The organism is Streptomyces sp. NPDC001544, from assembly GCF_042894285.1.
GTDB lineage: Bacteria > Actinomycetota > Actinomycetes > Streptomycetales > Streptomycetaceae > Streptomyces.
This window is the reverse complement of the sequence record NZ_JBIAVN010000003.1, coordinates 556,396-570,460: the sequence shown is the minus strand read 5'-3', so window position 1 is coordinate 570,460 and position 14,065 is coordinate 556,396. Positions and strand designations below refer to the sequence as shown.

15 protein-coding genes are annotated in these 14,065 nt (G+C 73.1%); 6 read left to right on the top strand and 9 right to left on the bottom strand.

Annotation, left to right across the window (positions count from 1 at the left end; translation table 11 throughout):
- Positions 1-8 precede the first annotated feature (8 nt).
- Positions 9-527 carry a hypothetical protein gene (locus tag ACFY0F_RS12600; protein WP_388792311.1) on the top strand — a complete coding sequence of 173 codons (519 nt, stop codon included), beginning with the start codon at positions 9-11 and terminating at the stop codon, positions 525-527.
- A 393-nt stretch (positions 528-920) separates the two neighbouring features.
- Here the strand turns inward: ACFY0F_RS12600 and ACFY0F_RS12595 are convergent, their stop codons facing one another.
- Positions 921-1,667, bottom strand: coding sequence for a hypothetical protein (locus ACFY0F_RS12595; protein WP_388792309.1), 747 nt, complete (start codon positions 1,665-1,667; stop codon positions 921-923).
- A gap of 398 nt (positions 1,668-2,065) precedes the next feature.
- Between ACFY0F_RS12595 and ACFY0F_RS12590 the strand changes: the two genes are divergently transcribed.
- From ACFY0F_RS12590 to ACFY0F_RS12580, 3 genes are read left to right on the top strand one after another with little or no spacing between them, the layout of a single operon-like run.
- The gene (locus ACFY0F_RS12590; RefSeq protein WP_388792307.1) at positions 2,066-3,379 is read left to right on the top strand and encodes a magnesium transporter MgtE N-terminal domain-containing protein; all 1,314 of its coding nucleotides are present in this window, start codon (positions 2,066-2,068) and stop codon (positions 3,377-3,379) included.
- Entirely contained in the window at positions 3,369-3,992 is a 624-nt protein-coding gene (locus ACFY0F_RS12585; protein ID WP_388792305.1) for a DUF1003 domain-containing protein, read from the top strand. Before ACFY0F_RS12590 ends, ACFY0F_RS12585 begins: the two co-directional genes overlap by 11 nt.
- 42 nt (positions 3,993-4,034) lie before the next feature.
- Positions 4,035-5,168, top strand: coding sequence for an Mrp/NBP35 family ATP-binding protein (locus ACFY0F_RS12580; RefSeq protein WP_388792303.1), 1,134 nt, complete (start codon positions 4,035-4,037; stop codon positions 5,166-5,168).
- A 76-nt stretch (positions 5,169-5,244) separates the two neighbouring features.
- Here the strand turns inward: ACFY0F_RS12580 and ACFY0F_RS12575 are convergent, their stop codons facing one another.
- From ACFY0F_RS12575 to sigE, 5 genes are all read right to left on the bottom strand, one after another.
- Entirely contained in the window at positions 5,245-5,916 is a 672-nt protein-coding gene (locus ACFY0F_RS12575) for a hypothetical protein (protein ID WP_388792301.1), read from the bottom strand.
- 174 nt (positions 5,917-6,090) lie between these two features.
- Entirely contained in the window at positions 6,091-6,540 is a 450-nt protein-coding gene (locus ACFY0F_RS12570) for a sec-independent translocase (protein WP_388792300.1), read from the bottom strand.
- A gap of 205 nt (positions 6,541-6,745) precedes the next feature.
- Positions 6,746-8,533: a trypsin-like peptidase domain-containing protein gene (locus ACFY0F_RS12565; RefSeq protein WP_388792433.1), complete on the bottom strand. Its 1,788-nt coding sequence runs from the start codon at positions 8,531-8,533 to the stop codon at positions 6,746-6,748.
- 363 nt (positions 8,534-8,896) lie between these two features.
- On the bottom strand, positions 8,897-9,877 hold the full coding sequence (locus ACFY0F_RS12560) for an anti-sigma factor family protein (protein ID WP_388792298.1): 981 nt from the start codon (positions 9,875-9,877) through the stop codon (positions 8,897-8,899).
- Complete coding sequence (gene sigE / locus ACFY0F_RS12555) at positions 9,874-10,581, bottom strand: RNA polymerase sigma factor SigE (RefSeq protein ID WP_388792431.1); 708 nt, start codon at positions 10,579-10,581, stop codon at positions 9,874-9,876. The genes ACFY0F_RS12560 and sigE overlap by 4 nt, the downstream gene beginning before the upstream one ends.
- A gap of 259 nt (positions 10,582-10,840) precedes the next feature.
- Between sigE and ACFY0F_RS12550 the strand changes: the two genes are divergently transcribed.
- Positions 10,841-11,512 (top strand): O-methyltransferase, encoded by a 672-nt coding sequence (locus ACFY0F_RS12550; RefSeq protein WP_388792429.1) that lies wholly within the window; start codon positions 10,841-10,843, stop codon positions 11,510-11,512.
- A 195-nt stretch (positions 11,513-11,707) separates the two neighbouring features.
- Here the strand turns inward: ACFY0F_RS12550 and ACFY0F_RS12545 are convergent, their stop codons facing one another.
- Positions 11,708-11,875: a DUF3117 domain-containing protein gene (locus ACFY0F_RS12545; protein ID WP_018544333.1), complete on the bottom strand. Its 168-nt coding sequence runs from the start codon at positions 11,873-11,875 to the stop codon at positions 11,708-11,710.
- 380 nt (positions 11,876-12,255) lie between these two features.
- Here ACFY0F_RS12545 and ACFY0F_RS12540 point away from each other — a divergent pair, with 380 nt between their 5' ends.
- Positions 12,256-13,059 carry an enoyl-CoA hydratase/isomerase family protein gene (locus ACFY0F_RS12540; RefSeq protein ID WP_388792296.1) on the top strand — a complete coding sequence of 268 codons (804 nt, stop codon included), beginning with the start codon at positions 12,256-12,258 and terminating at the stop codon, positions 13,057-13,059.
- Between the two features lie 11 nt (positions 13,060-13,070).
- Here ACFY0F_RS12540 and ACFY0F_RS12535 read toward each other — a convergent pair whose 3' ends face one another.
- Both ACFY0F_RS12535 and ACFY0F_RS12530 read right to left on the bottom strand, forming a co-directional pair.
- Positions 13,071-13,655, bottom strand: coding sequence for a DNA-3-methyladenine glycosylase I (locus ACFY0F_RS12535; RefSeq protein ID WP_388792294.1), 585 nt, complete (start codon positions 13,653-13,655; stop codon positions 13,071-13,073).
- Positions 13,652-14,002 carry a DivIVA domain-containing protein gene (locus ACFY0F_RS12530; protein ID WP_388792292.1) on the bottom strand — a complete coding sequence of 117 codons (351 nt, stop codon included), beginning with the start codon at positions 14,000-14,002 and terminating at the stop codon, positions 13,652-13,654. The genes ACFY0F_RS12535 and ACFY0F_RS12530 overlap by 4 nt, the downstream gene beginning before the upstream one ends.
- Between the last annotated feature and the right edge of the window lie 63 nt (positions 14,003-14,065).

Genomic DNA, 14,065 nt, shown 5'->3' with positions numbered 1-14,065 from the left:
TGGGCGCCATGACAAGTCCTGAGCTGCTCGACCGGGCCCTCGTCGAGGAGGCCACGAAGAAGTCCGGCCTCATCTGGGTCAAGGGCGCCGGCTCCCCCGCCGCGCGTGCGCTGTGGCACGTGTGGCACGAGGGTGCCGTGTGCCTGGTCGGCGACGGGCCCGGGGAGCAGCCGCTGCCCGGCCTGACCGACGGCGGCTCGGCCGAGGTCACCGTGCGCAGCAAGGACAAGGGCGGCCGGCTGGTCACCTGGACGGCCACCGTGTCCGAGCTGGCGCCCGGCTCCGAGGCGTGGGAGGCGGCGGTCGCCGAGCTGAAGGGCAAGCGGCTGAACGCGCCGGACGGCGAGGCGATGACGCGGCGCTGGCTCAGCGAGTGCCGGGTGCTCCGCCTGGTTCCGGTGGGGGTGTCGGTGCCGTTGCCCTCGGGCAGCCTGGCCGAGCCGCCGCTGCCGACGCCCGCGACGACGCGTCGGCCGATCCCGGCGGGGCTGCCGCGGCTGCTCGCGCGGCGGCGCAAGGGCAGGTAGCGGGGCCGGCCTCGGCTCGGCACGACCGGCGGCCACCGTGGTGCTGAGCGGCGTCGCGGCAGGCGTTTCCGACCGCTGTTCGGACAGGCCCGGGCAGACCCCCGTGGGCCCCGGCCCGGGATAGTCCGCCGCGACGGCGATCAGCCACGACGTCGGCCCCCGGCGGTGCCGAACCGACCGCCACCCGCCCGGCAGCCCGCCGGCAGGCAACGGTGCCGAACCGACCGCCACCCGCCCGGCAGCCCCCGGCAGGCAACGGTGCCGAACCGACCGCCACCCGCCCGGCAGCCCCCGGCAGGCAACGGTGCCGAACCGACCGCCACCCGCCCGGCAGCCCCCCGGCAGGCAACGGTGCCGAACCAACCGCCACCCGCCCGGCAGGCCCCCGCACCCCTACGACGTCGGCAGCTGCCTGCCGTAGTCCACCGTCTCCCCCTTGGCCGGTTGCGCGACCGAGAAGTCCTTCCCCCAGTCCGAGAAGCGGAGCGTCCCCGCCCCGCCGCCGCGGACCAGGCGCAGCGGGTACGGCTTGCCCTCCAGGGAGACGTCCAGCGTGCCGCCGGAGCCCTTGTCGCCGGTGATGCGGACGGTACGGACGCCGGACTGCTCGTAGTGGCCGTCCTTCGCCAGCGTGCCGTGCAGGGCCAGCAGTCCGGAGAGGAGGAGGTCCTTGTCCGTGAAACCGCTGAACTTCTTGTACGCGGGGTCGCGCGTCGGCACCCTGACGTACTTGCCGTCGAGCTTGCCCACGGCCCCCGCGGTGCCGTCGCTGCCGTCGGCGTGGTTCCAGAAGTCCGCGTTCGCCTTCAGATACAGCTGCTTGCCGACCCGCAGCAGCCGGAAGGCCGCCCCCTTCGACGTGACCGACCCGGTGCCGCCGTCGTCCTTCAGGCGCATGTCGAGCGTGTACGTGCGCCCGCTGGTGACCACGGTCCCCGACAGCCGTACCGCACCCGCGGACCGGGCCGCCGTCAGCGCCTGGGACTGGATCCGGTCCGGGCCGAGCTTTCCCACCCCGTTGGTGCCCGCGTCCGGATCCTCGCTGCTGCACCCCGCGAGCGCCGCCCCTGTCACGACCAGTGCGCACGTCGCGCTCACCAGCGCGGCCCGGCGGGTACGGCCCTGGGCAATCGCAGTCACAGGTGGGGCTGCCTTTCTGACGGGTCCTGAGCGGCGTACGGCAGCGTACCGGGGCGCCGGACCGCGGGCGGAGCCGGTCCGTCCGGACTGCCCACCGGCGCACCCGCCCTCGGGACGGGCTAGCCTGAAGCCCACCCGAGCGGGCAATTCGGAAAAGGAGCGCACCTAGGGGGTGTCCTGTGGATCATGCCGAGGTCGCGGGCCCTGGCACGCACATCTGCGGCGTTGTCGTCGGTTGCCAACGCTCCGCGTTGGCGCCCTCCTCCGCCTTGCAGCTGCACGCACCAGGCCCCGCTCGGCCCAGACATTCAGGCACCGCCGGACCATATCGACCTGATCCACAGGACACCCCCTAGCGCGACAGCCCGAAGCACACCGTACGAGAAGGAAGCGCAACCATGGCAGCCGGCGCCCCCCGGATCTTCGTCTCGCACCTCGCCGGTGTCCCCGTCTTCGACCCGACCGGCGACCAGGTGGGCCGCGTCCGCGACCTGGTCGTCATGCTGCGCGTCGGAAGACGCCCCCCGAGGCTGCTCGGACTGGTCGTCGAACTGGCCACCCGGCGCCGTATCTTCCTGCCCATGACCCGGGTGACCGGCATCGAGTCCGGACAGGTCATCACCACCGGGGTGCTCAACGTGCGCCGTTTCGAGCAGCGGCCCACCGAGCGCCTGGTCTTCGGGGAGCTGCTCGACCGGCGCGTCACCCTGGTCGAGACCGGCGAGGAGGTGACCGTACTGGACCTGTCGGTGCAGCAGCTGCCGGCCCGCCGGGACTGGGAGATCGACCGTGTCTTCGTGCGCCGGGGCAGGAAGGGCAGCGCCTTCCGCCGGGCCAAGGGCGAGACGCTGACCGTCGAGTGGTCGGCCGTGACCGGGTTCTCGCTGGAGGAGCACGGGCAGGGCGCCGAGAGCCTGCTCGCCACCTTCGAGCAGCTGCGCCCCGCCGACCTGGCCAACGTGCTGCACCACCTCTCCGCCAAGCGGCGTGCCGAGGTCGCCGCCGCCCTCGACGACGACCGGCTCGCGGACGTCCTCGAGGAACTCCCGGAGGACGACCAGATCGAGATCCTCGGCAAGCTGAAGGAGGAGCGCGCGGCGGACGTCCTGGAGGCCATGGACCCCGACGACGCGGCCGACCTGCTCGCCGAGCTGCCCGAGGAGGACAAGGAGCGGCTGCTGAGCCTGATGCAGCCCGGGGACGCGGCCGACATGCGGCGTCTGATGGCGTACGAGGAGCACACCGCGGGCGGTCTGATGACCACCGAGCCGATCGTGCTGCGGCCGGACTCCACCGTCGCCGACGCCCTCGCCCGGGTCCGCAACCCCGACCTGTCCCCCGCGCTCGCCGCCCAGGTCTACGTCTGCCGCCCGCCCGGCGAGACGCCGACCGGCAAGTACCTGGGCACGGTCCACTTCCAGCGCCTGCTGCGCGACCCCCCGTACACGCTGGTCAGCTCGCTCGTCGACGACGACCTGCAACCGCTCGACCCGGACGCCGCGCTGCCGGTCGTCGCCGGGTTCTTCGCCACGTACGACATGGTCGCGGCACCCGTCGTCGACGAGTCCGGGGCGCTGCTGGGGGCGGTCACCGTGGACGACGTACTGGACCACATGCTGCCCGAGGACTGGCGGGAGACGGAGTTCGACCTGAACGAAGAGGACACCGGAGGCACGGCGGCGGGCGAGGGGGCTGGTGTCCATGGCTCCTGAGCGTGAGAGCGGCACGCGCGAGCGCACCCCGGCGGGGGCCACGGCCACCACCCGGCCGCGCGCACCGCGCCTGGACCAGCCACGGCCGCCCCGGCACCGGTTCCTGCCCGAGTGGGATCCGGAGGCCTTCGGCCGGCTGTCGGAGAAGATCGCCCGGTTCCTGGGCACGGGCCGGTTCATCGTCTGGATGACGGTCGTCATCGTGCTGTGGGTGGTGTGGAACGTGGCCGCGCCGGCCGCCCTGCGCTTCGACAACTACCCGTTCATCTTCCTGACCCTGATGCTGTCGCTGCAGGCCTCCTACGCGGCGCCGCTGATCCTGCTCGCGCAGAACCGGCAGGACGACCGGGACCGGGTCAACCTCGAACAGGACCGCAAGCAGAACGAGCGGTCCATCGCCGACACCGAGTACCTGACCCGTGAGATCGCCGCGCTGCGGATGGGCCTGGGCGAGGTGGCCACCCGCGACTGGATCCGCTCCGAGCTCCAGGATCTCGTCAAGGAGCTGGAGGAGCGGCGGCACCACGACGGGCACATGACGATTCCGGTGGTCCCGGCAGTTCCGGCAGAGCGGACGGAACGGTCGCCGGGACGTGACGCAGACGACCGCTGAGGGGCTACCCGGAGGCCCCTCGGGGCGCCGTACCATCGTCGTATGGCTACGGAAGACGCGGTGCGCGAGGCACTGGCGACGGTGAACGACCCCGAGATCAACCGACCCATCACCGAACTGGGGATGGTCAAATCGGTGGAGATCGGCGCGGACGGGGCGGTCGCGGTCACCGTGTACCTGACGGTCTCCGGCTGCCCGATGCGCGAGACGATCACGCAGCGCGTCACCGACGCGGTCTCCCGGGTCGAGGGCGTCACCCGCGTCGACGTCACGCTCGACGTGATGAGCGACGAGCAGCGCAAGGAACTGGCGAACGCCCTGCGCGGCGGCCAGTCCGAGCGCGAGGTCCCGTTCGCCAAGCCCGGCAACCTGACCCGGGTGTACGCGGTCGCCTCCGGCAAGGGCGGCGTCGGCAAGTCCTCGGTGACGGTGAACCTGGCGGCGGCGATGGCGGCCGACGGTCTGAAGGTGGGTGTCGTCGACGCCGACATCTACGGCCACTCGGTGCCGCGCATGCTGGGCGCCGACGGCCGCCCGACCCAGGTCGAGAACATGATCATGCCGCCGTCCGCGAACGGCGTGAAGGTCATCTCCATCGGCATGTTCACCCCGGGCAACGCCCCCGTCGTCTGGCGCGGCCCGATGCTCCACCGCGCCCTGCAGCAGTTCCTGGCGGACGTCTACTGGGGTGACCTCGACGTGCTGCTCCTGGACCTGCCGCCCGGCACCGGCGACATCGCCATCTCCGTGGCCCAGCTGATCCCGAACGCCGAGATCCTGGTCGTGACGACCCCGCAGCAGGCGGCGGCCGAGGTGGCCGAGCGGGCGGGCTCCATCGCCGTCCAGACCCACCAGAAGATCGTCGGCGTCGTCGAGAACATGTCCGGGCTGCCCTGCCCGCACTGCGGGGAGATGGTCGACGTCTTCGGCACGGGCGGCGGCCAGCTCGTCGCGGACGGCCTCACCCGGACGACGGGCACGACGGTCCCGGTCCTCGGCAACATCCCGATCGACGTCCGCCTCCGCGAGGGCGGCGACGAGGGCAAGCCGGTCGTCCTCACCGACCCGGACTCCCCGGCGGGCTCCGCGCTGCGCGCCATCGCGGGCAAGCTGGGCGGCCGGCAGCGGGGGCTGTCGGGGCTGTCGCTGGGGATCACGCCGAAGAACAAGTTCTGACGGGGGCGGCCCGGAGCCGCCCGACGGCACAAGGCCCTACGGCGAGGGGGCGCCGAAACCCAGCGGCGCCCCTTCGTCACGTGTAGGCGGAAACATCCTTGATCACGGCGAAGCCCAGCCCGTACGCGCTCATGCCCCTGCCGTACGCCCCCAGGTGCACCCCCTGCTGCGTCGTCCCGGCGAGCACCCAGCCGAACTCGGACTCACGGTAGTGGAACGGCGCCGGTACGCCGTCCACGGGCAGCGACAGCGTCGACCACTCGGGGCCGTCCAGGTCGTCCGCCAGGGCCCACGCCGTCTCCGTCTGCTGCTCCAGCCAGTCGTCGCGCAGGCTGTGGTCCAGGTGGCCGGGCCAGGTGCAGGACAGCAGGCCCACGCCGGCCAGCCAGGCCGCGGAGGAGACCGACGTCGCCTCCAGCAGCCCCGTGCCGTCGGCGCTCCTGCGGGGCGGGTTCGCGGCCACGGTGACCACGACCGCGAACTTCTCCCTCGGCTCGTCCGTGGCGGGGGCGACGTGCTCGTTGCGTACGGAGGGCTCGTCGCCGTGCCCTATCGACCCGTGCGTGACGGCGCCGTCGGCCGCCGTACCGACCTGCATCAGCCGGCGCGGCCCGGTGAACGCCTCGTCGAGGCCGTACCACGGGAAGGGCGCCAGCAGGTAGCCGTCGACCGTGCGCCGGGCGGAGGGGGCCTGCTGTCCGCCCTCCGCGGCCGGCGCCTGCGCGGCTGACCGACTTGTCGTCTCCATGTGCCCGGACGCCTCCTTGCTCTCGTCGGGCCGGGACGGCCCGCCCCCCTTTCGGGCGTACTCGCCCGGCCCGCACAACAACTCGGCAGCATATCCACACCGCCGGGAGCAGCAGCGAAGCCGCCCGGCACGTGCGTCCGCACGGGCGGCCGGTTCAGCGCGGGGGCGCGATGCTCAGGTGGCGTCCGCGTCGAAGGGCGGACGGTCGTCCTTGTCCGGGTCCTCGGGCTTCTTGGCCATGTCGACACGCCCGCCGGCGGAACCGGAGGAGCCGGCACCCGACGGGGCGGAGGCCTCCGCCCCGTGGCCGTTGACCGCGTCCGTGACCTCGGCCATCTCCTTCTTCAGGTCGAAGCCGTTGCGGATCTCCTTCAGCCCCAGCTCGTCGTTGTCCAGCTGCTTGCGGATGAAGGTCTTGGGGTTGAGGTCCTCGAACTCGAAGTCCTTGAACTCGGGGCCCAGTTCCTGCCGGATGTCCTGCTTGGCGCTCTCGGAGAACTCGCGGATCTTCCGCACCGTCCGCGTGATGTCCTGGATCACCTTCGGGAGCTTGTCCGGACCGAAGACGAGCACGGCGAGCACGATGATCGTCACCAGCTCGAGTGGTCCTATGTCATTGAACACCTGAAGCTCCTCGCGATGTCCTCGGTCCTCGGCCCTCAGCGGTCTGCGGTGCGGGTCTTCCGTGGTCCGGGCCGGATCCACGGTACCCGGCGTTCCCGTCGGACCGGTACCGTCCCGAGGTGTCCGACCGGGTGTGGACGGCCGGTTTTCCGGGTTGTTTGCCTTGTCGGACCATGAGTGGGGGCCCGAGCTGTGAGGTTTTCCGTCAGTTGCTGCCGGACGACCCCAGTACGAGCGGTACCTCCCGCGTCCGCCCGCCGCTCCGGACGGTGAGGAGAAGCCGGTCGCCGGGGCGGTGGGCGCGGGTCCTGACGATCAGCTCGTCGCCCGAGTGCACGGCCTTGCCGTCGACCTCGGTGATGACGTCACCCGCCTTGAGGCCGGCCCGGTAGCCGGGGCCGCCGACGGTGACCGCGGGACCGCCGTCCCCGCCCTTGACGCCGATGCGGGCGCCGTCGCCGCTGTAGTCCATGTCGAGGATGACGCCGATCACCGGGTGGGTCGCCTTGCCCGTGTTGATCAGTTCCTCCGCGACGCGCCTGGCCTGGTTGACCGGGATGGCGAAACCGAGGCCTATGGAGCCGGCCTGGCCGCCCCCGGAGTCCGACCCGCTGTCGGCGGAGCGGATGGCCGAGTTGATGCCGACGACACGGGCCAGGGAGTCGAGCAGCGGCCCACCGGAGTTGCCCGGGTTGATCGGGGCGTCGGTCTGCAACGCGTCGACGTACGACACGTCGCTGCCGTCCCCGCTCTCGCCGCCCGCCGTGATGGGCCGTTCCTTGGCGCTGATGATGCCCGAGGTGACGGTGTTCGCGAGGTCGAAGGGCGCGCCGATGGCGACGACGGGATCGCCCACCTGGACGTTGTCGGAGTTGCCGAGCGGCAGGGGCTTCAGCCCGCGTACACCGCTGACCTGGACGACGGCCAGGTCGTAGCCGGTGTCCCGGCCGACGATCCGGGCCTTGGCGGTCTCGCCGTTGCTGAACGCCACCGTGATCTCGCCGTCGGCCGCGGCGGGCTGGACCACATGGTTGTTGGTGAGGATGTGGCCGCGCGTGTCGAGGACGAAGCCGGTGCCGGTGTCCTGCTCGCCGTCGCCCTTCACATGCAGGGTGACGACGCTGGGCAGCGCGCGGGCGGCGATCCCCGCCACGCTGTCCGCGGGGCGCCCGGTGGGCTCCTTGCCGGCCTGCGGCAGCCGTACGGTCCCCGGGCCGCCGTCGCGCTCCAGATACGCGCCGACGACACCGCCGACGCCCCCGGACACGAGCGCGAGCAGCAACGCCCCGCCCGCGAGGGCCCGGCCGGCCCGCCCGCGCCGCTGCCCCGCCATGGGCACGGCGGCACCGGTCTGCTGGAACGGGGCGTGCGCCGGGGACGCGGCGGCCCAGGGGTCGTAGCGGTGCCAGGGGCCGGGGGGCGGCGCGTCCGGGGGAAGCTGGGCGGGGGCAGCGGGGGGCGCGGCAGGCGGTGGGCCCGCGGGCGCCGGAACCGCCGGTGTGTGGGTCGCCGCCGGGTGCTGGACCGGCGGAGCAGGTGCCCAGGGCCCCGGCCGGCCGTACGGCGGCGTGCTGTACGGGTCGGGGTCGTGCAGGGGCCTGGGCCGTTCGACGGACGGGGCAGCCGGACCGGCGACGGACACCGGACCGACTGCGGACACCGGACCGACTGCGGACAGCGGACCGGCAGCAGACAGCGGACCGGCAGCGGACACCGGACCGGCAGCGGACACCGGGTCGGCAGCGGACCCCCGGCCCACCGGCTCACCGGCGTCCTGCCCGGCCGGCGACGCAGCCTCGCCCACCGTCCCCTCGGGCTCCCCCACGGCCGGGCCCGGCGCACCCCGCGGTGGCCCTGCCGCCTCCACGACGGAGTCCCGCACGGCCGGGGCCCCCGGAACCGCAGGCCCCCGCACCACCCCAGGCCCACCGGACTCCCCCGCAACCGGCCCCACCGGAGCCGCAGGCTCCGGGACTGCCTCCCGGCCGGGCATCGGTGCGTCAGAAGGCGCGGTGCCTGCCTCGTGTTCTCCGGCCACGCGCGGGGCCACGGGATCGTCCGGGCCGGTCGCAGGGCCGCCGGGGCCGCGCGTCGGGACCGGTGCCGGGTCGGCCAGTTCGAAGTCGCCCTCGGCCGTGGCGGCGCGTGCGGCTCGGGCCGGCTCGAAGTCGGCGCCGCCCTGCCCGGTCTCCCCCTGCTGGGCCCCGTTCCCCTCGTTCATGTTCTCCCCACCGCTCGCCGCGGCCCGGCTTGTCCGTGGTGGCCGCGGATCGTCGATTCCGCGCCCCCGTCACACCGCGGGCACGACCCACACAGGATTCAACCAGGTGTGCGGGCCGTGACGCAGAGCGCCGGGTCAGGGAGCCGTGCGGGAAGACGTGGAGGGCGTGGAGGGCGAGGGGACGACGGGAACGGAGGTGCTGTCGGGGACGGGTGCGGCGAGCAGGCCAGGTCCGGTGACCTCGGGGATCGAGGACCACGTGGTCAGGGTGAACGGCGGGGTGGGACCGATCGGCCGTATCAACGGGGACATGACGCCCGCACCGGCCACCAGCGGAGTGGCCGACGCGGTCTGCTGCTCCCGCCCGGCGGGGGACGGCAATCCGGGCAGCAGAGGCGCGGCCACCGAGGTCGGCGCCGCAGACGTCTGCCCGAGCCGTGTGCCCTGCGCCAGCAGCGGTGCGGCCTGACGGCGGCGCTGGTTCTCGGACGCCGGGGTCGCCCCGGAGCCGGTCGTGCGGGCCGGAGCCACGCTTCCGCCGGTGCCCGAACCGCCACGCGCGTCCGCGGCCGGGTCGGCCGGGAAACCGGTGGTCACGCCGCCCAGCGCGACCGCGGCCAGGGACACCGCCCCGGCGGCGACGAACGCGAACCTCCGCCCTCGCGAGGCGGACCGGTCGGCGTCCGCGCGGCCGACGGGATGGATACGGAAACCGCGGTCGGCGACGGCGGCGGGGGTGTGCGGGCGGGCGGGGACGTACCCGAAGGCGAACCGCTCGCCGCGGCTCACTCCGAAGACGCCGGTGTCGGCGGCCCTTGCGGAGAACCCCCCGGGCGACGGCGAGCCACCGCCATCCGCATCACCTCCCCCAGGGAGCCCCTGGAGACGGGCCAGGAGACTCTCCGAGGGAGGCGGCGGGGCCGCCTCCGCGAACACGTTCTTCAGACGGCGCTGGGCGTCCGCCTCCGCCTTGCACCGGGCACAGGTGGCCAGGTGGGCCAGGACGCGCTCACGGGCCTCATGACCGAGCTCTCCGTCCACCAGGGCGGAGAGCCGGTCTCCCAGATGCTGCTCTGCCAACTGCCCCTCGGCAGGTTTCGGCCGTGATCCACTCACGCGGTCGCGCCCCCTCCTCCCAGGACGGGGACACGGGGCACGAAGGAGCGCCGCCGCTCGGCCGCCCGGGCCTCCGGCGAGCGGTGCGCCAGGGCCTTGCGGAGCTGGGAGCGGCCGCGGTGGATGCGGGAGCGCACCGTGCCGAGCTTCACGCCGAGGGTCGCGGCGATCTCCTCGTACGACAGCCCCTCGATGTCGCACAGCACGACGGCGGCGCGGAACTCCGGCGCGAGGGTGTCCAGGGCCTGCTGGACGTCCGCGTCGAAGTGCGCGTCGTTGAAGATCTGCTGGGGGGTCGGCTCCTTGCTGGGCAGGCGCTCGGCGGCGTCCTCACCGAGGGCGTCGAAGCGGATGCGCTGCTTGCGCCGGACCATGTCCAGGAAGAGGTTGGTGGTGATGCGGTGCAGCCAGCCCTCGAAGGTGCCCGGCGAGTACGTCGACAGGGAGCGGAAGACACGGACGAAGACCTCCTGGGTGAGGTCCTCGGCGTCGTGCTGGTTGCCCGTGAGACGGTACGCCAGCCGGTAGACCCGGCCGCTGTGCGTGCTGACGATCTCCTCCCAGGTGGGCGGAGTCCACGCCTGCCCGTCCGCGTCGGTGGAGAAGGTCGCGGTCTGGGCGACGTCGGCCGTGTGGCCGTGGTCGGCAGCGGTGTCGTTCACGGATTTCGGCCTGCCCGCCGAGCCGAGGAAGCGCCGCAGCACTCCTCCCCGGTCCAAAGGCGTGGCCGCACCTCCCCTGTCAGCTCTGGTGGTGTCCAGTGGAGCCCCTACCATAGCCACCTCGTCCGTTAGCTCCGGATAAGCGGTTTTACGAGAATTTGATCTGTGCTGACACGGCTCGTGCGGCTGCGTCAGCACTTGCTCGGCGCCCTGCTCCATCTCCAGCCCCCCGTCGGGATCCCCCGTGACTCGCTCACCCCTTTAAACGCCCGGTCCCATCTGCGGGTTCCCGGGGCAACGGATACAGTCACGCCAGGCAAACACGGGACAGGAGAGGGCCATTACCGGCAACCGGCTGACGAGCTCGGCGTTCGCCGACGCCTTTGTCGCCGAGGACGACGCTCTGCGCTGGGCCCGTGACCGGGCCAGGGAGGCCGGGCTGCGCTCGGTGACGCCCGGCACCGGCGCCGCGCTGCGGTTGCTCGCTGCCACCGTGGACGCGAAGGCGGTCGCGGAGATCGGCACCGGTACCGGCGTCTCCGGGATCCACCTGCTGCACGGGATGCGCCCGGACGGGGTGCTGACCACCGTGGACCCCGAACCGGAGCACCAGCAGTTCGCCCGGCAGGCCTTCCGTGCCTGCGGCTTCGCCAGCAACCGCGCCCGCTTCATCCCCGGCCGCGCCCTGGACGTGCTGCCCCGCCTCGCGGACGCGGGCTACGACCTGGTCTTCTGCGACGGTGACCGCCTGGAGTACCTGGACTACCTCGCCGAATCGTTGCGCCTGCTGCGTCCGGGGGGCCTGGTGGTGTTCGAGGGCGTCTTCGCGCACGGCCGGACGATGGACTCGGGACCGCAGCCCACGGAGGTGCTGCGGCTGCGGGAGCTGCTGCGCACGGTCCGGGAGAGCCAGGAACTGGCCCCGTCCCTGCTGCCGGTGGGCGACGGCCTGCTGTGCGCGGTCAAGCGGTGACAGGTGGCCGTACGTCGTGGGCGCCCGTCGCGGCCGTCCGTCACGCCGTCCGTCGTGCCGTCCGGCGCGCCCGGGCGTGAACGCCCGACGGGCGGGTACGCGAGAAAAGCGAGAGTGGGGACAGTCTGGGGACGCGGCCGGCCCCGGCACCATGGAGGCGCCGGGGCCGACCGGAAGTACAGGATCGCCGGCGCGTCAGACGACGACCTTCTTGAGGGCGTCGCCGAGCGCCTCGGCCTCGTCGGGAGTCAGCTCGACGACGAGCCGACCGCCGCCTTCGAGCGGAACTCGCATGACGATGCCCCGCCCCTCCTTGGTCACCTCGAGCGGGCCGTCACCCGTCCGCGGCTTCATGGCCGCCATGCTCGTTCCCCTTCCTGAAACCCAGCTCATCGTCAGCCGACGGCCCTGGGCGGGCACGCACGGTCCGGACGGACACGCGACACCGGCATCGAACACATTGCTTCCAGGCCATTATCCCGCATCGCACGACCCGATGACCAACATCAGTAGGCATCGCTTGGGCAACGCGCGCGAGCAAAACCACTCAATTCGGCGATGCGACTGCGATACTGCGCCACCACGCGGACGTCCGGGGGGCCCAGGACGCGAGAACATTCTTTGACGCAGGTCACACGTCCGGTCCGATACGCCGACGGCGATCTCGGCCATGCTGTCCTTCAGACACCGGACGTACCGAGCGGTACGCCGGGCCGTGACACCGGAACCGGAGGGGACACGCCATGGCCGACACCGTGCTCTACGAGGTCAGCGACGGGCTCGCGACGATCACGCTGAACCGCCCCGAGGCGATGAACGCGCTGAACATCGCGACCAAGGTCGTGCTCCGGGAGGCGGCGGAGGCGGCGGCCTCCGACGAGGCCGTACGGGCGGTGCTGCTGACCGCGGCCGGGGACCGGGCGTTCTGTGTGGGACAGGACCTCAAGGAGCACATCGGGCTGCTGGCCGCCGACCGGGAGACCGGCTCGGGGCACACGATGAGCACCGTGGGGGAGCACTACAACCCGATCGTGCGAGCCCTGACCGGCGCGCCGAAGCCGGTGGTCGCGGCGGTGAACGGGGTCGCGGCGGGGGCGGGCTTCGGCTTCGCGCTCGCGGCCGACTACCGGGTGGTGGCGGACACGGCGGCCTTCAACACGTCCTTCGCGGGCGTCGCCCTGACCGCCGACTCCGGGATCTCGTGGACGCTGCCGCGGGTCGTCGGCCCGGCCCGCGCGGCCGACCTGCTGCTCTTCCCGCGCAGCATCACCGCGCAGGAGGCCTACGAACTCGGTATCGCGGGCCGTCTCGTGCCCGCCGGTGAGCTGCGGGCGGAGGCCGAGAAGACGGCGCGGGCCCTGGCCGAGGGGCCCACGGTGGCGTACGCGGCGCTCAAGGAGGCCGTGGCGTACGGGCTCACCCACTCCCTCGAGGAGACCCTGGAGAAGGAGGACGAGCTCCAGACCCGGGCGGGACAGTCCGAGGACCACGCGATCGCGGTGCAGGCCTTCGTGAACAAGGAGAGGCCCAAGTACCTGGGCCGGTGAGGTCCGGGCGCTCAGGCCCGTCGCGCCGCGCAGGTCACCAGGTGGTCGTCCACCAGGCCGCACGCCTGCATCAGCGCGTAGGCCGTCGTCGGGCCTACGAAGCGCAGGCCCCGCTTCTTCAGGGCCTTCGACAGGGCCGTCGACTCGGGCGTGACCGCCGGGACGTCCGACAGGGTCTTCGGCGCGGGGCGGCCGTCCGGGTCGGGTGCGTGGGACCAGATCAGCTCGTCCAGCTCCCCCGGAGACCAGTCGACCAGCACGCGCGCGTTGGCGAGCGTCGCGTCGATCTTGGCACGGTTGCGGATGATGCCGGGGTCGGCGAGCAGGCGCTCTCGGTCCTCGTCGGTGAAGGCGGCCACCGCCTCGATCCTGAAGTCGGCGAACGCGGCGCGGAAGCCCGGGCGGCGGCGCAGGATGGTGATCCAGGACAGGCCCGACTGGAAGGCCTCCAGGCTGAGCCGCTCGTAGAGGGCGTCGTCGCCGTGGACCGCGCGGCCCCACTCCTCGTCGTGGTACGTCACGTACTCCGGGGCGGACAGCGCCCACGGGCAGCGCGGCAGCCCGTCCGGGCCGGCGAGGGCGGTGCCGTCGCTCACTGCTGCTCCTCCTGGGCGGGCTTGTCCTGCGGGGCGTGGGCCGCCGCGTGGGCGCCGGCCAGCGCGGACTCCAGGTCGGCGATACGGGCGTCCCGTTCGGCGAGTTCGGCGGCGAGGCGGCCGAGTGCGTCGTCCACGTCGGCCATGCGGTACCCGCGGGGCGCGAGCGGGAAGCGGAGGTTCTCCACGTCGGCGCGGACGACCGGGCGGTCCGGCGGCAGCGGGTCGTCCAGGCGGTCCGGGGCGGCCTCGGGCAGCGGACCGCTCTCGCCGCCGCCCACCACGGCGAGAGTCACCGCGGCGACCACGACGGCGAGCGCGACGACCAGGAACAGAAACATAACCATCGCTGAGGGTCCCCACGCTCGTGTACTCGTTGTCGAAAGTGCTGGGTCCGATCGTGCCATGCG

Coding starts and splice junctions, on each gene's coding strand:
- ACFY0F_RS12590 (WP_388792307.1), top strand. CDS start 2,066: ATGGCAGCCGGCGCCCCCCGGATCTTCGTCTCGCACCTCGCCGGTGTC.
- ACFY0F_RS12585 (WP_388792305.1), top strand. CDS start 3,369: ATGGCTCCTGAGCGTGAGAGCGGCACGCGCGAGCGCACCCCGGCGGGG.
- ACFY0F_RS12530 (WP_388792292.1), bottom strand. CDS start 14,002: ATGGTTATGTTTCTGTTCCTGGTCGTCGCGCTCGCCGTCGTGGTCGCC.
- ACFY0F_RS12575 (WP_388792301.1), bottom strand. CDS start 5,916: ATGGAGACGACAAGTCGGTCAGCCGCGCAGGCGCCGGCCGCGGAGGGC.
- ACFY0F_RS12565 (WP_388792433.1), bottom strand. CDS start 8,533: ATGCCCGGCCGGGAGGCAGTCCCGGAGCCTGCGGCTCCGGTGGGGCCG.
- ACFY0F_RS12545 (WP_018544333.1), bottom strand. CDS start 11,875: ATGGCGGCCATGAAGCCGCGGACGGGTGACGGCCCGCTCGAGGTGACC.
- ACFY0F_RS12540 (WP_388792296.1), top strand. CDS start 12,256: ATGGCCGACACCGTGCTCTACGAGGTCAGCGACGGGCTCGCGACGATC.
- ACFY0F_RS12600 (WP_388792311.1), top strand. CDS start 9: ATGACAAGTCCTGAGCTGCTCGACCGGGCCCTCGTCGAGGAGGCCACG.
- ACFY0F_RS12580 (WP_388792303.1), top strand. CDS start 4,035: ATGGCTACGGAAGACGCGGTGCGCGAGGCACTGGCGACGGTGAACGAC.